The sequence below is a fragment of the Variovorax sp. 38R genome (assembly GCF_014843395.1).
GTDB lineage: Bacteria > Pseudomonadota > Gammaproteobacteria > Burkholderiales > Burkholderiaceae_C > Variovorax > Variovorax paradoxus_H.
Genome location: NZ_CP062121.1, coordinates 6,295,524 through 6,314,209, shown reverse-complemented (window position 1 = coordinate 6,314,209; position 18,686 = coordinate 6,295,524). Strand labels below are relative to the sequence as shown.

The window sequence follows — 18,686 nt, the reverse complement described above, 5'->3', positions numbered from 1 at the left end:
TCATGAATTGTTCTTTGCGCGTTCTCGTGCTGTCCATGGCCTGCGGGCTCGCGCTCGTGCCGGCCGTGCAGGCCCAGCAACCACAGCAGCAACAACCCGCGGCAGGCGCCACCGCCGCGCGCGTCGAGACCACGGCCGCGGCCGTCGGGAAGGGCGAGCCGGTCGTGGCCGGCGGGCAGGTGCCCGACGAGGCCACGCGCGCCGCCGTCATCGAGGCGCTGCGCCGCATCTACGGCCCCAGCGGCGTGATCGACAAGATCGAGGTGGTGAGCACCGTCAGCATGCCGGCCAACTGGGCCGCCAACGTGCAGCGGCTGATCACGCCTTCGCTCAAGGACATCCACCGCGGCCAGTTCCAGATCGAGGGCACGCAGATGGCGCTGAGCGGCGAGGTCGGCAACGAGGCGCTGCGCCAGAAGATCGTGAGCGACATGGCGAACGCGCTCAACCCGACCTACACCATCAAGAACAGCCTGCGCGTGCCCGTGTCGGAGCAGATCGCGGTCGACCAGGTGCTGGGCAACCGCACCATCGAGTTCGAGCTGGGCAGCGCCACGCTCACGAGCAAGGGCCGCGCCATCCTCGACGAGATGGCGCCCATCCTGCAGAAGCTCACGAACAAGTCGGTGGCGGTGGTGGGGCACACCGACAACGCCGGCAATCGCACGTCGAACCTGGCGCTGAGCCAGTCGCGCGCCGAGTCGGTCAAGGGCTACCTGGTGGGCAAGGGCATCGACCCGATGACGCTCACGACCTCGGGCGTGGGCCCGGACCAGCCGGTGGCGAGCAACGCGACCGACGAGGGGCGTTCGCGCAACCGACGCATCGAGTTCCGCGTCGGACGTTAACGAAAAAGGCCCGCAACGCGGGCCTTTCTTCTGTCGCTCAGCGCGAAGTCAACGCGATTCGTCGTCGCCCTTGGGCAGATCGAGCAGGTCCACCAGCTGGGCCAGCTCCTGCTCGTTCTTGATCACGTTGCGCAGCCAGGCATGCAGCGGCATGTCGGCCCAGCGCGCGGCCTTGTTCGCCATGTAGGCGGCCGGGCTCGAAGGCTCGGTCTGCTCGAAATACGCCGCTACTTCTTTCAGCTGCGCAATGGCCTGCGCACGGCTGTGGATGCCGGGCGGCTGCGCGGCGGGCGCGTGCGCGACCGCGTGGTAGATCGGGGGCGAATGGGGCATGGCGGCGTCGAAGACGGGTTCGATGCGTGAAGGGGCCGTCGGTGCACTGGCGGCCGGTGCAGCAGCGGGCGCCTGTGGCGCCGCGCCGTTGTCGATCGGCACGCCGGCCTCGCGCGCAAAGCGCTCGACGGTCTGGCGGATGGCCGTGGCCGCGTCCTTCGCGGCGCGAAAGCTCGGGCCGTTCGAGGCGGTGCGTTCGTCGAACACGGCCTCGAACTCGGCCAGTGCCTGCTCGCAGGCGTGCACGTCGCGGTGCGTCTTCTGCAAGAACTTCGCGGGCGTGGCGCGGCGCAGGCGGTCGAACTGGTCGAGCGTCACCTTGTTGCGTTGCAGCTCGTCGGCCTGCGCCGGCGTGCGGCGGATGGCCTGGTCGAGCGCCAGCGCGGTCTCCCAGACCAGCGCGCTGTGGCCGGTGCTGCCGTCGCTCACGATGGGCGCGCGCTGCAGCAGCTCGACCGAACGCGAGATCAGCCAGGTGACGGTGCCGATGCGCATCTCGATGTCGCCGCCCTCGGGCTGCGGATGCAGCTCGTCCCAGTACTGGCGGCACAGGTCGGTGAGCAGGCGATAACCGTCGGCCAGCCCCTCGAAGCCGCGCTGGCTGGCCAGTGCATCGGTGAGCCACACGGCCAGCCGCAGGTCTTTGGTGGATGCGCGCAGCAGCTTGTCGCACTCGGCGATCACGAAGGGCCAGTTGGCCTCCTTCAGCTCGATGACCCATTCGCCTTGTTCGAGCGAGGGGTCGTCGTGCTTGCGCGCCTCCTGGATGGCGTCGAACTCGCGCGAGAACAGCATGTCCTCGCCGCAGGGCTGGGCCTCCGAGATCGGGGCCAGCAGGGCCGCGAGGTCGAGGCGGTTCGTCGCGGCCGTCATGGCAACGAGATCGTCAGGTTGGCCTGGCGCGGGCCGAGCTTCACGATGTCCTGGTAGCTCGCGAGCGCGCCCTGCGTGGTGCTGCCCAGGTGCGCCGACAGGCCCACGAAGCCGAGCAGGCCGATGAGCGCGAACAGCGCGGCCACCACCCACTGCGGCGCCTCGCGCTTGAGCGAGTGCGAGATCAGGTCGGGCAGCGGCCAGTGCGGCGCGAACGGCGTGCGCTTGCCGCGCGCGTTGGCAATCTCGTCGCCCACGCGCGCCGTGAGGTAGGCCAGCTTCTCGGTGCCGTCGATGGCGTACTTGCCCTGGAAGCCCAGCAGCAGGCACATGTAGAACACCTCGAGCGTCTGGATGCGCGCGGCACCGTGCGCCCGCTCGACCTCGAGCATGTTGAAGAAGTTCTCGCCCGCCAGTTGGTCGCCGAACAGCGTGAGCTGCAGCGGCCGGCGCTCCCACTCGGAGCGAATCGCGAACTCGGGCGCCGAGAGCACGAACTCGTCGACGGTGGCGCAGAAGGCGTACTTGGCCGCGTGGATCTGCTCGGCCGTGGCGTCGAGCTTGCGCGCGTTGCGCTCGAACTCGCCCAGGTAGTTGCGGATGCCCGTGAGGAACTGCTCGGTGGTCGCGGGCTGCTGTTTCTTCTTCAGCAGGAACAGCATCACGAAGCCGTCGTACAGCAGGTCGAGCAGGCTCGAATCGGCGTCGGGCGCCACGCCCGCGGGCGTGAACGACGCGGGCGGCGCGTCGCCGCCCAGCAGGGAAGGGGCCTTGTTCAGGGTGGTGGTGTTCATACGATCAGGCGGATCAGCCGGTCACGGCGATCAGTTCGAGTTGCATGTCGGGGATGCCGGCCGGCGCGTAGATGGTGACGCTCTGCGCCTGCAGCATGCGGTCGTACAGCTGGCTCTTGCTGTCGATGGAAAAGTAGCAGGCGCCCGCGCGGATCGGAATGGCCGGCGGCACCTGCGGCGCGTAGACGATGCGCACGCCCGGCATGGCCGAGAGCACGAGCTTGTCGACGTCTTCGGGCGCGCCGATCTTGAAGCGCTGCGGCACCACCTCGGCCAGCTCGGCGGCCGGCATGCTGGCGGTGACCGACATGTAGAACACGGTCTTCTCGTCGATCTTTCCGGAGTCGAGGCGCCCCAGGTAGAAGGCGTTGCGCGTCTCGGTGAGCGCAATGGCGAAGTAGCGCGTGGAGATGACGGTGTCCAGCAGGTCGCGCACGATGCGGTCGAGTTCGGCGAAGGCCGGGCCCGGCTTCTCGTGGTCGTACACCGGCAGGTCGTTCAGCGAGTAGGTCTTGGCAAACGTCATCAGCGCGCCGGCCAGGCTCAGCAGTTCCTGGAACAGCCGCTCCGGGTGCAGCGACGGGTGATGGAACAGGTGCGAGAGCGACGCGAACGCCGAGTTGGCCGTGTGCAGCAGCCAGAACGAGGCGATGTCGCCCGAGCGGAACTCGATGATGTTCTTGCTCGGCTCACGGTGAATGCCGTACAGCGAATTGACCTTGGCCTGCAGCACGTCGAGCAGCCGGCGCAGCTGCTGGAACACGGTGGGCGAGGCGTCGATGCTGGTGCACGGCGGCACGAAGCTGCGGTCGATTTCAAAGCCGCCCGCGGCGGTGCGACGGATGCGGATCACGGGGATCGACACAAACTGCTCGCGCGGCTCGGTGTCGGCCAGGAGCTTCACGCTCTTGCGCAAAAACACCACCTCGGCGCTCACGGCGTTGGTGTACAGGTCGAGCGACTGTGTCGCGTCGCTGGTGTAGCGCGCGGCAAAGCCTTCCTCGTTGGGGTCGGTGTAGTTCTTGCCGAGTTCCTTCACCGGGTGCAGCACCAGGTAGAAGGTGATCTCGTTCTGGCCCGGGCTCAGCGTGTCCAGCGAGATGGGCGGCGGCAGCGCATCGGCCTGCGGCGCCGCGTAGGGTTCGCCGTCGGGGAACACCAGCGACAGCTGCGAAGCGCGCAGCATGCCGCTGGCCAGCGCATCGAGGTCGAAGCTGATGGAGCGCACGCCCCAGAAGTACGGATGCAGCGTCTGCGCCGTGGCGCGCAGGCGCGCCTCGTGGTACGCGTCTTGGCGCTGAAAGTGCTGGGGGCGTAGAAACAAGCCCTCTCCCCAGAGGACCTTGGCTGCGTAGCTCACGTCGGATCAACTCCCCACAATTTTTTTTGAATGTATCGCATCGTCGTGTCGACTTGAACGGCCCCGCCGTCGCTGCAGATCAGGCGGGCGAGGGCCGGCAGGTCACCGGTCCCAACAGGTTGAGCGCGCCCGTGGGGGCCGCGCCTTGCGCGTTCTGCTGGCCCACCACCGCGCCTGTCGTGACGGTGAGCGCGCAGGCATGCGCGCCCATCACGATGCCGGTTTTCTCGGCGTCGGCGGCGTTGAACGCGAAGCGCCAGCGCTGGGCATCGGGCGAGTGGAACAGCACCACCACGGCCACCGCGTTGGCGGTGCGCGGAACCATCTCGGTCCAGGTGTATTGCTGGTCGGGAATGAGCGTGATCTCGCGGCTCTCGACGAGGTCGTCGCCCAGCTGCGTCTTGTCGCGCCCCGGCGTGACGAAGGCGTCGAAGGACGACTGGTAGAAGCCCGTCGTTTCCTTCAGCTTGTAGATGCGCATCACCACGGACAGCGGGCGGTTGCGGCCGTCGGCGTTGAGGTTCTTGCCCGCCGCGATCGACATCGTCACCTTGCGCGGCGGTTTCTGCGACTCGGGCAGCTCGGGCTTCTTCAGTCCGCTCGCCTCGAGCGCGATGTTGGCGATCGTGAGCGCCGGCGAGCTGCACCCGCCGAGCATCAACGCGGCCAGCAGCGCGCCAGATGTAATTAATATTTTCATTAAAAGCGAGTCGTAACAATATTTTGATGGACCAAATAGGATTAACCGATTTCGAAAATGACTTTCGATTAGGAAATTAGCATTAATCCGCCCCCGTCATTTGCCATCCACGCGGCTGTAGTATCGTGTATTGTTATTGTCAATGGTCGCAATTTAATGAATGATTGCGGCCTGCTAAAAAGTCAGATCAGGGGGGAATGTGTCGATTCGAAAAATCATGTCGCGCACGATGATTGCCGGTGCCATTGCGAGCACCGTCTTTTTGTCGGCCTGTACCACCACGCCGGACGCGGCCGTTGCCCAGGCCACCGCGGCCTACAACAAGAGCCTCGCCGAGGTCGATGCCAGCGCGGCAGCGGCCACCGGCGACAAGGCGCCCGTCATCCGCCAGTACCAGCAACTCGCCACCGACAACCCGACCCGCGGTGAGCCGTGGTCGCGCATCGCGCAGATCTACTTCAACGAAGGCCGCTACAGCCTGGCCATCTCGGCCGCCGAAGAGTCGCTGCGCCGCGACCCGTCCAGCCGCCAGGCCAAGAGCATCACCGCCGTGGGCGGCCTGCGCCTTGCGGCCCGCTCCATCGAGGACCTGGGCAAGGACAGCAGCCTGAGCGGCGACGCCAACGCCGACGCCTACCGCCTGGCCGCCCTGCTGCGCGAAACCCTGGGCCTGTCGGTCCTGGTGCCCGCCGGCCCCGAAGCCCGGCCGACGCCCACGCGCCGCGCCGCTGCGGCCAACCCGGCGCCTTCGCCGTCGTCTGCCGCGCCGACCCCGGTCGCTGCCGCACGGCCGGCCCCGGCACCGGTCGCCGCGCCGCGCCCGGCACCTGCCGCGCCCGCCCCGCGCGCGGGTGGCGGCAATCCATTTGACGCCCTCAAGTAATTATTTTGTTTTTGAATTGGTTTTTTAAACCAATGTATTAACGAATGGGCGTGCGGTTTCAGAATGGGCCGTACAACTTTTTAATTCGTTTCTCAGTCCTATTGCGAAGGTATTAAAGCTTATGGCGACCAAAAGACAGAGCGTGCAGAAGCGTCTCCAAAAAGTGCGCCCGCCGCGCGTGCAACTCACGTACGACGTGGAACTCGGTGACGCCATCGAGAAAAAGGAATTGCCTTTCGTCGTCGGCGTGATCGCCGATCTGGCGGGCCAGTCCGAGGTGGAGCAGCCCAAGCTCAAGGACCGCAAGTTCGTCAGCATCGACCGCGACAACATGGACGACGTCATGAAGGGCGTGGCCCCGCGTGCCGCCTTCCAGGTGCCGAACAAGCTGGACGGCCGCGGCGGCAGCTTCGGCGTCGACCTCACCTTCAACTCGATGGACGCCTTCTCGCCCGAAGCCGTCGTCGAGCAGATCGAGCCGCTCAAGCGCCTGCTCGACGCGCGCACCAAGCTGGCCGACCTGCGCAACAAGATGGCCGGCAACAGCAAGCTCGAAGACCTGCTGGCCGACGTGCTGAACAACACCGAGCAACTCCAGCGCCTGGGACAAGGCGTTGGCAAGAAGGACGAAAGCTGAACATGACCGCGCAAGCACTATCGGCATCGAGCGGTGCCGCTTCATCGGAAGCCACGGTCGACCTGCTCGACCAGATCGTCGAGAAGAGCAAGGTCGCCAAGTCCGACGTGGAACACACGCGCACCAAGGACCTGATCGGCGAACTCGTGAGCCAGGTCCTCGAGGGCTCGGTGATCGTCTCCGACAACGTGTCGGCCATGATCGACGCCCGCGTGGCCGACCTCGACGCGCTCATCTCCGCGCAGCTCAGCGCCGTGATGCACGCGCCCGAGTTCCAGAAGCTCGAGAGCACGTGGCGCGGCCTGGAGTACCTGGTCAAGGAAACGCCGACCGGCACGATGCTCAAGATCAAGGTCATCAACGCCACCAAGCGCGACCTGATCCGCGACTTCAAGGCCGCCGTCGAGTTCGACCAGAGCGCGATGTTCAAGAAGGTCTACGAAGAAGAGTTCGGCACCTTCGGCGGTGCGCCGTTCGGCGCGCTGGTGGGCGACTTCGACGTCACGCGCCAGCCCGAAGACATGTACTTCCTGGACCAGATGGCGCACGTGGCGGCTGCCGCCCACGCGCCCTTCATCGGCGCGGCCTCGCCCGAGCTGCTGGGCCTGGAGAGCTTCTCCGACCTGGGCAAGCCGCGCGACATGGCCAAGGTGTTCGACACCGTCGAGTACGCCAAGTGGAAGTCGTTCCGCGATTCGGAAGACTCGCGTTACGTCGGCCTCACGCTGCCGCGTTTTCTCGGCCGCCTGCCCTACCACCCGCGTGACGGCACAGTGGTCGACAGCTTCAACTTCGTCGAAGACGTCGACGGCACCGACCACGCCAAGTACCTCTGGTGCAACGCCGCCTGGGCCTTCGCCACGCGCCTCACGGCTGCGTTCGACGACTTCGGCTGGTGCGCCGCGATCCGCGGCGTCGAAGGTGGAGGCCTGGTCGAAGACCTGCCCACGCACACCTTCAAGACCGACGAAGGCGAGATCGCCCTCAAGTGCCCGACCGAGATCGCCATCACCGACCGGCGCGAAAAAGAGCTCAGCGACCTGGGCTTCATTCCGCTTGTGCACTGCAAGAACTCCGACTACGCGGCGTTCTTCGGCGCGCAGTCGCTGCAGAAGGCCAAGAAGTACAACACCGACAGTGCCAACGCCAACGCCGTGTTGTCGGCGCAGCTGCAGTACATCTTCTCGGTGTCGCGTATCGCGCACTACCTCAAGGCCATGATGCGCGACAAGATCGGCAGCTTTGCCTCGGCGCACAACGTCGAACAGTTCCTGAACCGCTGGATCGCGCAGTACGTGCTGCTCGACGACAACGCGACGCAGGAACAGAAAGCCCAATTCCCGCTGCGCGAAGCCGCCATCCAGGTCGGCGAAGTGCCCGGGCGGCCCGGCGTGTACCGCGCGGTCGCGTTCCTGCGCCCGCACTTCCAGCTGGATGAACTGTCTATTTCACTGCGCTTGGTCGCCGATCTGCCGAAGTCAGTGAATAAGTAAGGAGGCAGATCGGGGCGCGCGGCCGAGGGGCCGTGCTTCAACACGTTAACTGTCAGTAATCAATCAAGAAGGGGAAGAAACATGAAAGATATCTACGTCAAGTTCGGCAGCCCGGCCATCAACGGCGAGTCGCAGGACAAGGACCACAAGGACTGGATCGAAGTCAGCTCGTGGCAGCACAGCATCGTGCAACCGCGCTCGGCCACCGCGTCGACCGCCGGCGGCCACACCGCCGAGCGCTGCGAGCACGGCGAGATGATCTTCACGAAGGACATGGACGTCGTCAGCCCGCTGCTGTATCAGCACGCGTCGGGCGGCACCACCTTCGACGAAGTCACGGTGCAGTTCTACCGTGCCGACGGCGAAGGCAAGCGCGTGCAGTACATGGAGATCAAGCTCAAGTACGTGCTGATCGCCAGCGTGAACCCGAAGGTCGTGAGCACCGACGTGGCCAGCGTGCCGAGCGAGACCTTCTCGCTGAAGTACGCCGCCGTGCAGTGGAAGTACACGCAGCAGAAGATCGGCGGCAACCAGGGCGGTAACTCGCAAGGCGCCTGGAGCCTCACGAAGAACGACAAGACCTACTCGGTCTGACACCCGTCGGGCAACGTGGACCGCGGCGCAGGCCGCGGTTTCTTTTTGGCGCCGCGCCCCCGCGCGGCGCCTTGCGTGCCCGCTGTCCGACGCGAGAGACAGGGAGTGACCCATGACAGGATTCGAACCGGGCCTGCTCGACAAGCTGTTCGATGACGACTGGCGCGGTCCGGCTTCGCCGGTGCTGCGCCATTTGTCGCTTGACGAGGTCAAGAACGTGGTCGCACGCGACCTCGAGTCCCTGCTCAACACGCGCATGGTCTTCGACGACGCCAAGCTCGAGGCCTACCCCGAGTGCCGGCGTTCCGTCATGACCTACGGCCTGAGCGATTTCTCGGGCCTGAGTCTGGCCAGCCACTACGACCGTTCGTTCATCTGCCGCTCGCTGGAGCAGGCCATTGCGCGCCACGAGTCGCGCCTGCGCGATGTCTCGGTGTCGCTCGAGGTCGACGGCCAGGCCAGCACCCACATGCTTTATTTTGGAATCACCGCCTTGCTCGTGCTGCCCGAGCTGGCCGAGCCGGTGAACTTCGACGCCATGCTGCAGCCCACGACGCTGCAGTACTCCATCACCCGCGGCACCGGCAAGAGCCGGTACGCCTAGCGCCACGATCCGCGCACACGACGCACACCATGGACGAGTTGCTGCCCTTCTACGAACGCGAGTTGGCCTTCCTGCGCGGCTACTCGCAGGAGTTCGCCAAGGGCTACCCGAAGATCGCCGCGCGCCTGGCCATCTCGGCCGACGCCAGCGAAGACCCGCACGTCGAACGCATGATCCAGTCGTTCGCGCTGCTCACGGCCCGCATCAGCAAGAAGCTCGACGACGACTACCCCGAGCTGACCGAAGCGCTGCTCGAGGTGATGTACCCGCACTACCTGCGGCCCTTTCCGTCGTGCTCCATTGCGCAGTTCGATGCCGGCGGCGCGGCGCTCGCCAAGCTCAGCAAGCCCATCACCATTGCGCGCGGCACCGAACTCACCTCGCAACCGGTGCGCGGCGGCGCCTGCCGTTTTCGCAGCGTGTACGACGTCACGCTGGCAGCAGTGCAGGTGTCGAACGTGGTCTACCACTCGGTGGTCAACGCGCCCGCGCAGGCCTCGCTGCCGCGCAACGCCACGGGCTGCCTGTCGGTCACGCTCGAGGCCACCGGCGAGCAGAAGTCGCTCGGCACCCTGGCCCTCACGCTGGCGCGCCTGCGCACCTTCATCGACGCCGAGCCTTCGCTGGCCACGGCGCTGGCCGACGCCATCTTCCTGAAGACGGCCGCCGTCTTCGTGGAGCCCGAACGCAGCGGCAAGTGGACGCTGGTGCAGGGCGAGGCGCTGCACCCGGTCGGCTTCGAGGAGGCCGACGCGCTCATCGAATTGCCGGCGCGCTCGCACCCGGCCTACCGCTTGCTCAGCGAGTACTTCGCGTTCCCCGAGAAGTTCAACTTCGTCGACATCGACCTGGCGAACGCGCTGCGCCACATCGGCTCGTGCCGCTCGATCACGTTGCACCTGGTGATGACCGACGTGCGCGCCGACTCGCCCACGGCGCGGCTGCTCGAAGGCGTGTCCAGCCGCAATCTGCGGCTGGGCTGCACGCCTGTCATCAACCTCTTCAAGCAGCGCAGCGACCCCATTCGCGTCACGCATGCCGCGGCCGCATACCCGGTGGTGGCCGATGCGCGCCGCGCCTTCGGCTTCGAGGTCTACAGCATCGACTCGGTCAAGCTCGTGAAGCAGACCGCCGAGGGCGACGCGTACATCGAGTTCCGGCCCTTCTATTCGCTGCACCACGGCGAGCATCCGAAGGAGGCCGAGCACTACTGGTTTGCGCGCCGCAACGAACTCGTGGCGCAGCGCAGCCCGGGCTACGAGACCGAGCTCTCGATCGTCGACATCGACTTCCAGCCCTCGCTGCCGCAGACCGAAACGCTGAGCATCGACCTCACCTGCACCAACCGCGACCTGCCGCATTCGCTGGCCTTCGGCCTGCCCGGCGGCGACCTGTTCATCGAGGGCAACTCGGTGGCGCGCTCGATCCGCATGCTGCGCCGCCCGACGCAGACGCTGCGCATGCCGCGCGGCAAGGGCGTGCAGTGGCGGCTGGTGTCGCACCTGTCGCTCAACCATTTGTCGCTGGCCACCAGCGGGTTGCCGGCGTTGAAAGAGATGCTGCGGCTGTACGACCTGGGCCGTTCGGCCGTGTCGGCGCGGCAGATCGAGGCCATCACCGCGATCGAGCAGCAGGCCACCACGCAGTGGTTGCCCGGCAAGCCCTTCGCGACCTTCGTGCGCGGCATCGAGCTCAAGCTCACGGTCGACGAGACCGGCTTCGTGGGCAGCAGCCTGCAGGCCTTTGCCCGCGTGATGGACCATTTCTTCGGTCTCTATGTGCACCTGAACAGCTTCACCCAACTGGTGATTGTTTCGGCGCGCGACAAGGAGGAGCTGGTGCGATGCAAGCCCCGCAGCGGCGAATCGATCCTCCTGTAGCCGAAAGGCTGCTGCGCGAACCCTACCGCTTCGAGTTTTTCCAGGCGGTGCGGTTGATCGAGCTCATGCTGCTCAAGCGGCAGGAGCGCGACGTGCACCAGCGCCTGGTGCCCGGCGAGCGCATGGTGCCGCGCTGGGTGCGCTTTCGCAGCTCCACGAGCCTGAACTTTCCGCCCAGCGAGATCGAGGCGCTGGCGGTGCGCGACGCCGTGGGCGAGCTGATGTCGGGCGCGCAGCTGTGCGAGCCGCCGGCGCCGCATGAGGACGACCACGGCCTGAGCCGCATCGAACTCACGCCCGCGTCGTTCGGCATGCTGGGTGTGTCGGGCGCCTTGCCCATCGTCTACACCGAGATGCTGATGCGCCGCGAGCAGCATCTGCGCGACAGCTCGGCGCGCGCCTTTCTCGACGTGTTCAGCAACCGCGCCGCTGCGCTCTTCTACGCAGCCTGGCGCAAGTACCGCCTGCCGCTGCACTACGAGCACGAGCGCAGCCGCGCCTACCTGCCGGTGCTGCTGTCGATGGCCGGGCTCGAGCACACGGCCCAGCGAGACCCGCTGACCGACGGCACGGGCACCGTGTTCGACGAAACCGTGGCCGGCTACGCCGCCGCCGTGCGTCACCGGCCAATGTCGGCGGCCTACCTGCAGCGCGTGCTGTCCGATTACTTTCGCAGCCACATCCGCATCGAGCAGTTTCTCGGCAAGTGGTACGACATGCCCGTGCAACAGCGTTCCAAGCTGGGCGAGGGCAACGTGAGCCTGGGCCAGAACGCGATGGCCGGCGAACGCATCTGGCAGCGCGACCTGCGCATCCGCCTGTGGATCGGACCGCTCAAGCGCAGCGCGCTGCGCGAGTTCTTTCCGGGCCGCGCGCATGCGAAGGCACTCGAAAAAATGCTGGCGCTGCTCGCCGGCGTGACCTGCGAATACGAAGTGCGCCTGATCCTGGCGCGCGAAGAAGTGGCCGCCGTGCAGCTCAGCGACAGCGGCGGCAGCCACCTCGGCTGGGACAGCTTCATCACCACCTGCGAGGCCGAGAGCGATCGCAGCGACACGCAGTACGAGCTTCAGCCCCTGCAGTGACCTTTCAACGAACACGACCGACAGAAGAACACCACCGCTCATGAGCACCTCGCTGAAGACACTGATCACCAAGCTCAACGCCAGTGCCCGCATGGCCACGCAGCGCGCCGCCAACCTGTGCCTGTCCCACGGCCATTACGAGGTCGACCTGGAGCACCTGTTCCTGGCGCTGCTCGAGCAGACCGACAACGACCTCGCGCGCGTGCTGCACGCCAACCGCATCAGCGCCAGCGCGATCCAGTCGGACCTGGAGCGCGAGATCCAGACCTTCAAGAACGGCAACACGCGCACGCCGGTGTTCTCGCAGCACCTGCAGCAGCTGTTCCAGCAGGCGTGGCTGCTGGCCTCGCTCGACGCCCACGCGGCGCAGATCCGCTCGGGCCACCTGCTGCTCGCGCTGCTCACGCAGCCCGACCTCGCACAGCTCGCGCAGCGCGGCTCGCCGCTGTTCGCGAAGATCCGCCTCGAAGACCTGAAGCACGATTTCGACAAGCTCACCGACGGTTCGAGCGAAGCGGCGGAAGCCGGTGCCTCGGGCGCGGCGGCTGAGGGCGATGCGCAGCAAGCGCCGGCCGACCCGCTGGCCGCGGGCGTGCCCGGCAAGACGCCCGCGCTCGACCAGTTCACCACCAATCTCACGCAGCGCGCGCGCGATGGCGCGCTCGACCCGGTGATCGGCCGCGACACCGAGATCCGCCAGGTCATCGACATCCTGATGCGCCGTCGCCAGAACAACCCCATCCTCACGGGCGAGGCCGGTGTCGGCAAGACGGCCGTGGTCGAAGGGCTGGCACTGCGCATCGCCGCGCAGGACGTGCCCGAGTCGCTGCGCGCCGTGGCGCTGCACACGCTCGACATGGGCCTCTTGCAAGCCGGCGCGAGCGTGAAGGGCGAGTTCGAGAACCGCCTGAAGAACGTGATTGCCGAAGTGAAGAAGAGCCCGCACCCGATCGTGCTGTTCATCGACGAGGCCCACACCATGATCGGCGCGGGCGGCCAGGCCGGGCAGAGCGATGCGGCCAACCTGCTCAAGCCTGCGCTCGCGCGCGGCGAGCTGCGCACCATCGCCGCCACCACCTGGGGCGAGTACAAGAAATACTTCGAGAAGGACGCGGCGCTCGCGCGGCGCTTCCAGGTCGTGAAGGTCGAGGAACCCAGCGAAGCGCTGGCCGCTGCGATGCTGCGCGGCATGGTGCCGCTGATGGAGAAGCACTTCAACATCCGCGTGCTCGACGAAGCCATCACCGAGGCCGTGCGCCTGTCGCACCGCTACATCAGCGGACGGCAGCTGCCCGACAAGGCGGTGAGCGTGCTCGACACCGCGTGCGCGAAAGTGGCGCTGGGGCAGAGCGCGACGCCGGCGCTGATCGAGGAAGCGAATCGCGGCCTCGAACGCATCGAGGCCGAGAGCGCCGCGCTGGTGCGCGACACCGCGGCCGGCGGGCGCCATGAAGCGCGCCTTGCCGAACTGGCGGAACAGAAGAGTGCGCTGCAGGCCGAGCTGGCTGCGAGCCAGCAACGCCTGGCCGAAGAGAACGCGCTGGTCGAACGCATCCGCGCCCTGCGTGCGCAACGCGACGAATCGGCCGCGCAGCCCGATGCCGCACCCGCAGTGGCAGAGAAGGCGCCCGCCCGCGCCGCCAGCCGCAAGAAAACCGCTGCTGCCGCTGACCCCACGCGCGACCAGCTCGATGCCCTGCTCACCGAACTGCGCGCACTGCAAGGCAGCACGCCGATGGTCCCGCTGCAGGTCGACGGCCACGTCGTCGCCGAGATCGTCTCCGCCTGGACCGGCGTGCCGCTGGGCCGCATGGTCAAGGACGAGATCAAGACCGTGCGCGCCCTCGACACCCTGCTCGCCGAGCGCGTGATCGGCCAAGACCACGCGCTGGCCGCCGTGGCCCAGCGCGTGCGCACTGCGAGCGCGCGCCTGGAAGACCCCAACAAGCCGCGCGGCGTGTTCATGTTCGTCGGCCCCTCGGGCGTCGGAAAGACCGAGACCGCGCTCGCGCTGGCCGACATCCTGTACGGCGGCGAGAAGAAGCTCATCACGATCAACATGAGCGAGTACCAGGAGGCGCACAGCGTCTCGGGCCTGAAGGGCTCGCCGCCCGGCTACGTGGGCTATGGCGAAGGCGGCGTGCTCACCGAAGCCGTGCGCCGCCAGCCCTACAGCGTGGTGCTGCTCGACGAGGTCGAGAAGGCGCACCCCGACGTGCTCGAGATGTTCTTCCAGGTGTTCGACAAGGGCATGATGGACGACGCCGAGGGCCGCGAGATCGACTTCCGCAACACGCTGATCATCCTCACCTCGAACATCGGTTCGTCGCAGATCATGCAGGCCTGCCTCAACAAGGCCGACGACGAGCGCCCCGCGCCCGACGCACTGGCCGACGCGCTGCGCCCCGTGCTCATGAAGGCCTTCAAGCCGGCCTTTCTCGGCCGCATGAAGGTGGCGCCGTTCTATCCGATCACCGATGCGGTGCTGGAGCAGATCATTGCGCTCAAGCTCGGGCGCATCCGCGACCGCATCGCGACCAACCACAAGGCCGTGTTCGAGTGGGACGACGCGCTGGTCGAGGCCGTGCTCGCACGCTGCACCGAGGTCGACTCGGGCGCGCGCAACGTCGACCACATCCTCAACGGCACCTTGCTGCCCGAGATTGCCGAGGCCGTGCTCACGCGCATGGCCGACGAGACGCCGCTCGCGAAGATCAAGGCCAGCTGCGGCAAGGGCGGCGAGTTCCGCTACCGGATCACCTAGGCGCGGCAACGGCGCGTGTCCATGGGAGAACAAAAACAATGACGACGACCTTCACATCGGCTTCGCTCAGCGGGCTCTTGCGCGCGGGCACCACGCAGCGCGAGCGCCTGCTGGTGCTGCACACGCCGCTGGGCGAGAACAAGCTGCTGGCGGAACGCCTGGACGGCGTGGAAAGCATCGACAGCGGCGGCTTTCGCTTTGAACTGACCGCGCTGAGCGACGACGCGCACATCGAACTCAAGACCCTCATCGGCCAGGGCGTGCGCCTCGATTTGCAGACCTCACAGAGCCGCACCGAACTGCGCCCCTTCCACGGCCATGTGAGCGAGGCCGAGTGCGTGTCGAGCAACGGCGGCATGGCGCGCTACCGGCTCGTCATCGAACCCTGGATGGCCTTCCTGCGGTATCGCCAGGACAGCTGCCTGTTCCAGCACCAGAACGTGTTCGACATCGTCGATGCCGTGTTCGGGCGCTACCAGAGCCAGGGCCAGCTCGTGCCGCAATGGCGCTGGGAGATCGCGCAGCGCGACATCTACCCCATGCGCGGCATCACCACCCAGTACCAGGAGAGCGACTTCGACTTCGTCGCGCGCCTGCTCGCTGAAGAAGGCCTGTACTACTGGTTCGAACACGTCACCGGCAAAGAGGGCGCACTGGGCAACCACACCCTCGTCATCGCCGACCACGCGGGCGCCTTCCGCGCCAACACACAAGCCACCATCCGCTTTCACCGCGCCGATGCGAGCGAGCGCGAAGACACCATCCAGCAGTGGCGCGGCCACCGCCAGCTGCAGACCAACAGCCTCGCGCAGCACAGCTGGGACTACAAGAGCGTGAGCGCGCGCCCCGTGCAACAGCAAAGCCGCGCCGCGGGCCAGCGCACGCTGCATTGGAGCGACGACCCCGGCGCCTACGGCTGGGAGACCAGTGCACAAGGCGAACGCCTGCTGGCCAATGCCCTGCAGGCGCTGGAGCTGCGCAACAAGCGCTTCGAAGGCCGCAGCGCCGTGCGCACCCTGGCACCCGCCACCACCTTCACCCTGAGCGGGCACGAGCAGCACGACAAGGACAGCGAGCAGGACCGCCGCTTCGCCGTGCTCGCCGTGCGCCACATCGCGCGCAACAACTTCGACGAAGACCTGAAGACCGGCATCGGCGAGCGGCTGGGCCTGCCCGACATCGCCACGGTGTTCGATGCAAAGGTCGACAGCGGCAACGCCGATGCGAAAGCAGACGCCGTCACCCACTACCGCAACGAGTTCACCACCGTGCGCGCGGCCATCCCCTACCGGCCCCTGAGCCTGGACGGCCACGGCCAGCACATCCACCCCAAGCCCAGCGTGCATGGCAGCCAGAGCGCCATCGTCATCGGCGTGGGTGGTGGGGATAGCGGCGGTGCGCCCGTGCACACCGACCGCGACCACCGCATCAAGGTGCAATTCCACTGGCAGCGCGGCAGCGCGTCGAGCGCACGCCAGTCGCGCACCGACGGCCAGGACAACGCCCCCGCCGCCGACCGCCTCGGCGCCTGGGTGCGCGTGGCCGCCAGCGCCGCCGGCGACAACTGGGGCCAGATGAGCCTGCCGCGCGTGGGCCAGGAAGTGCTCGTCGAGTTCCACCACGGCGACATCGACCGTCCCGTGGTCGTCGCCGCGCTGTACAACGGCGCCGGCCAGGTCGACGCCCAACACAACCAGAAGTCAGCAGGCGCCGCCCAGTCCACCGGTAACGCCCCCGCATGGTTCGCCGGGGAAGGCAAGGGCGCCAAGGAACATGCGCACAACGCCGTCTTCAGCGGCATCAAGACCCAGGAACTCAGCGCCAGCCAGAGCGGCGACGGGGGCTACAACCAGCTTGTCTTCGACGACACCCCGGGCCAGGGCAGCACCAGCCTGGCCACCACGCAAGCCAGCAGCCGCCTGCACCTGGGCCACCACAAGCAGCAGGACGACAACGCGCGCGGCAAGGGCCGCGGCCACGGCGCCGAGCTGGCCACCACCGCGCAAGGCGCGATCCGCGCCGGTGCGGGCCTGCTCGTGAGCGCTTATGCCCAGCCGAACGCCAAGGGTGCGTTCATGGCGAGTCGCGAAGCGCAGCAGCAGACCAAGCAGGCCGAAGAACTCGTCACGTCGCTCGCGCAGAGCGCGCAGACGCAGAAGGCGCAGATCAAGGGCGAAGGTGCTCCGAGTGATCTGCCGGCGATTGCCGCGCTGAAGCATGTGGCTGAGGTGCTGGAGGCCAAGCAGGAAGGCGGCGGATCATCGGGCAGCAACGGTGGTTCAAGTGGCGGCGACATCAAGGCCACCGAGGGCGGCCACGGCAGCGTCACCGCGTACAGCGAACCGCACCTGCAGTTCAGCGCGCCGATGGGCATCGGCTTCGTCACGCCCAGGGAAGTGATCGCCGTGAGCGGACAGCACACCGCCATCGTCGCGAGCCAGGATGTCGACCTGCCCGCGCAAGGGCAGATCGCAGTGAGCGTGGCCAAGGGCGTGAGCCTGTACACGGTGGGCGCGAAGGCCGGAGAAGGCGGCGAACCGAACCAGGAGCGCGGCATTGCGCTGCATACGGCCAGCGGCAAGGTGAGCCTGCAGAGCCAGACGGGCGCCACGAAGATCGCGGCGGACAAGAAGGTGACGATTGCCAGCACCGCGAAGGACGTGGCTGTGGAAGCACCCAAGCACGTGCTGCTGACCAGCGCGGGGGCGTACATCAAGCTGGAAGGGTCGAGCATCAAGATCCATGCGCCGGGGAAGGTGACGTTCAGGGGGATGCATGACTTCGTCGGGCCGATGGGGGTCAAGACCAATGAGGCGGTGAAGGCTGGAAATCTGGCCGACTGCGAGTGGAAGAAATGACGAATTCGGATCAAGCACCCGGGCCCGATGCCGACGAACTGCGCGCGCAGCTTCGAGCGAAGTTTTTCCAGTGGCGCGAGGTGTATCCCCACGCTCACATCTATGCGTTGCTCGACCTCAATTGTCCTGTTGCGCCGTACGACGAACTGCATCCCTCGCACCTGAGCCAGCGACCGATGGAGCGGCACATCGAGCCGGTGCACAGGCCCGATCTGGCACATGAAATCGAACTTCTGCCGCAGCTCTTGCAGTTGTACGTGGCTGGTGAGCATGGCTACGCGGACGAGGCGCTGATCGATCTCATGCTGGACAGTGCGGTTGCGCGTTGCCGCAGCGTAAACGGCGCCTATGTGGCAGGCTGGCTGTGCAGTGATGCATCGCCCGCCGCCGTGGCGCGCCACTTGTCCAAGGCGGGGGTGGTGTTCGACAAGAGCCAGGCACGCCAGCGCTATCTGCCCTTTTTCGAACCCTATCGACTGGCCTTGCTGGCAGACGATCCGGCTGCGGCAGGATTCTTGCGGCGCTGGTTGGGGCCGGTCAGGCATTGGGTGCTTGTCGACACGGCGGGGGCTCTCAAGATCGTATCGGCATCGTCGCCAGACGATGCCGAAAGCGCCGTGTCGCTGGGTCTCGAACAGTTCGCGTCGCAGGCGCGCATTGCCACCGCACGCTTTGTCGTGATGGCGCTGACGCGCTCAGGCATCACCATCGCCACGCAGCCTGAGTTGCGCATCGACGCCGCGATACGCAGCGCCACGCACAGCGGCCTCTCCCGCACAGAAGACATCGTCTTCTACGCGCTCAACGTCTTCACGCTGGGTTCCCGATGGGCCGAGCATCCGCAGGCCGCGCAGTTGATTCGTCAGGTGGCCGGTGCGCCCGATGACCAGGTGGGGCTGGCGCAGCTCGTTGCCGCCTTGCCCGACGTTGTGCTCGACGAGATTGCCGCGAGTGCGCACGAGTAGCCATCGCATCAGACA

At 66.9% G+C, this 18,686-nt stretch carries 15 protein-coding genes; 11 read left to right on the top strand and 4 right to left on the bottom strand.

What is annotated here, in order from left to right:
- Positions 1-2: 2 nt before the first annotated feature.
- Positions 3-848: an OmpA family protein gene (locus IG196_RS29325; protein WP_192194054.1), complete on the top strand. Its 846-nt coding sequence runs from the start codon at positions 3-5 to the stop codon at positions 846-848.
- A gap of 48 nt (positions 849-896) precedes the next feature.
- Here IG196_RS29325 and tssA read toward each other — a convergent pair whose 3' ends face one another.
- The 4 genes from tssA to tssJ form a co-directional block, all read right to left on the bottom strand.
- Positions 897-2,054: a type VI secretion system protein TssA gene (gene tssA, locus IG196_RS29320; RefSeq protein WP_192194053.1), complete on the bottom strand. Its 1,158-nt coding sequence runs from the start codon at positions 2,052-2,054 to the stop codon at positions 897-899.
- A complete protein-coding gene (gene icmH / locus IG196_RS29315; RefSeq protein ID WP_180839105.1) occupies positions 2,051-2,833 on the bottom strand; it encodes a type IVB secretion system protein IcmH/DotU in 783 nt (260 codons plus the stop codon). The genes tssA and icmH overlap by 4 nt, the downstream gene beginning before the upstream one ends.
- 28 nt (positions 2,834-2,861) lie before the next feature.
- The gene (tssK, locus tag IG196_RS29310) at positions 2,862-4,208 is read right to left on the bottom strand and encodes a type VI secretion system baseplate subunit TssK (protein WP_062481129.1); all 1,347 of its coding nucleotides are present in this window, start codon (positions 4,206-4,208) and stop codon (positions 2,862-2,864) included.
- A 79-nt stretch (positions 4,209-4,287) separates the two neighbouring features.
- The gene (gene tssJ, locus IG196_RS29305) at positions 4,288-4,908 is read right to left on the bottom strand and encodes a type VI secretion system lipoprotein TssJ (RefSeq protein ID WP_101494023.1); all 621 of its coding nucleotides are present in this window, start codon (positions 4,906-4,908) and stop codon (positions 4,288-4,290) included.
- Between the two features lie 217 nt (positions 4,909-5,125).
- On the opposite strand from tssJ, the gene IG196_RS29300 reads away from it, so the two are divergent.
- The 10 genes from IG196_RS29300 (at position 5,126) to IG196_RS29255 (ending at position 18,671) form a co-directional block, all read left to right on the top strand.
- A complete protein-coding gene (locus IG196_RS29300) occupies positions 5,126-5,791 on the top strand; it encodes a tetratricopeptide repeat protein (protein ID WP_225616840.1) in 666 nt (221 codons plus the stop codon).
- Positions 5,792-5,912: 121 nt separating this feature from the next.
- Positions 5,913-6,428: a type VI secretion system contractile sheath small subunit gene (tssB, locus tag IG196_RS29295; protein WP_099793844.1), complete on the top strand. Its 516-nt coding sequence runs from the start codon at positions 5,913-5,915 to the stop codon at positions 6,426-6,428.
- A gap of 2 nt (positions 6,429-6,430) precedes the next feature.
- A complete protein-coding gene (gene tssC, locus IG196_RS29290) occupies positions 6,431-7,921 on the top strand; it encodes a type VI secretion system contractile sheath large subunit (protein WP_099793842.1) in 1,491 nt (496 codons plus the stop codon).
- An 81-nt stretch (positions 7,922-8,002) separates the two neighbouring features.
- Entirely contained in the window at positions 8,003-8,515 is a 513-nt protein-coding gene (locus IG196_RS29285) for an Hcp family type VI secretion system effector (RefSeq protein WP_062474768.1), read from the top strand.
- Between the two features lie 112 nt (positions 8,516-8,627).
- Positions 8,628-9,119 carry a type VI secretion system baseplate subunit TssE gene (gene tssE, locus IG196_RS29280; RefSeq protein WP_095747206.1) on the top strand — a complete coding sequence of 164 codons (492 nt, stop codon included), beginning with the start codon at positions 8,628-8,630 and terminating at the stop codon, positions 9,117-9,119.
- Positions 9,120-9,148: 29 nt separating this feature from the next.
- On the top strand, positions 9,149-10,999 hold the full coding sequence (tssF, locus tag IG196_RS29275; RefSeq protein WP_192194052.1) for a type VI secretion system baseplate subunit TssF: 1,851 nt from the start codon (positions 9,149-9,151) through the stop codon (positions 10,997-10,999).
- Positions 10,963-12,084, top strand: a complete 1,122-nt coding sequence (gene tssG, locus IG196_RS29270) for a type VI secretion system baseplate subunit TssG (protein ID WP_192194051.1) — start codon at positions 10,963-10,965, stop codon at positions 12,082-12,084. Before tssF ends, tssG begins: the two co-directional genes overlap by 37 nt.
- 40 nt (positions 12,085-12,124) lie before the next feature.
- Positions 12,125-14,848, top strand: coding sequence for a type VI secretion system ATPase TssH (gene tssH, locus IG196_RS29265; protein WP_192194050.1), 2,724 nt, complete (start codon positions 12,125-12,127; stop codon positions 14,846-14,848).
- A gap of 38 nt (positions 14,849-14,886) precedes the next feature.
- A complete protein-coding gene (locus tag IG196_RS29260) occupies positions 14,887-17,706 on the top strand; it encodes a type VI secretion system Vgr family protein (RefSeq protein WP_192194049.1) in 2,820 nt (939 codons plus the stop codon).
- A complete protein-coding gene (locus tag IG196_RS29255; protein ID WP_101494028.1) occupies positions 17,703-18,671 on the top strand; it encodes a hypothetical protein in 969 nt (322 codons plus the stop codon). Before IG196_RS29260 ends, IG196_RS29255 begins: the two co-directional genes overlap by 4 nt.
- Positions 18,672-18,686: the final 15 nt, after the last annotated feature.

Bases quoted from the DNA above. Each gene is read 5' to 3' on its own strand.
- IG196_RS29325 (WP_192194054.1), top strand. From the start codon at position 3: ATGAATTGTTCTTTGCGCGTTCTCGTGCTGTCCATGGCCTGCGGGCTC.
- tssA (WP_192194053.1), bottom strand. From the start codon at position 2,054: ATGACGGCCGCGACGAACCGCCTCGACCTCGCGGCCCTGCTGGCCCCG.
- tssJ (WP_101494023.1), bottom strand. From the start codon at position 4,908: ATGAAAATATTAATTACATCTGGCGCGCTGCTGGCCGCGTTGATGCTC.
- IG196_RS29300 (WP_225616840.1), top strand. From the start codon at position 5,126: ATGTCGCGCACGATGATTGCCGGTGCCATTGCGAGCACCGTCTTTTTG.
- tssB (WP_099793844.1), top strand. From the start codon at position 5,913: ATGGCGACCAAAAGACAGAGCGTGCAGAAGCGTCTCCAAAAAGTGCGC.
- tssC (WP_099793842.1), top strand. From the start codon at position 6,431: ATGACCGCGCAAGCACTATCGGCATCGAGCGGTGCCGCTTCATCGGAA.
- IG196_RS29285 (WP_062474768.1), top strand. From the start codon at position 8,003: ATGAAAGATATCTACGTCAAGTTCGGCAGCCCGGCCATCAACGGCGAG.
- tssE (WP_095747206.1), top strand. From the start codon at position 8,628: ATGACAGGATTCGAACCGGGCCTGCTCGACAAGCTGTTCGATGACGAC.
- tssF (WP_192194052.1), top strand. From the start codon at position 9,149: ATGGACGAGTTGCTGCCCTTCTACGAACGCGAGTTGGCCTTCCTGCGC.
- tssG (WP_192194051.1), top strand. From the start codon at position 10,963: ATGCAAGCCCCGCAGCGGCGAATCGATCCTCCTGTAGCCGAAAGGCTG.
- tssH (WP_192194050.1), top strand. From the start codon at position 12,125: ATGAGCACCTCGCTGAAGACACTGATCACCAAGCTCAACGCCAGTGCC.
- IG196_RS29260 (WP_192194049.1), top strand. From the start codon at position 14,887: ATGACGACGACCTTCACATCGGCTTCGCTCAGCGGGCTCTTGCGCGCG.
- IG196_RS29255 (WP_101494028.1), top strand. From the start codon at position 17,703: ATGACGAATTCGGATCAAGCACCCGGGCCCGATGCCGACGAACTGCGC.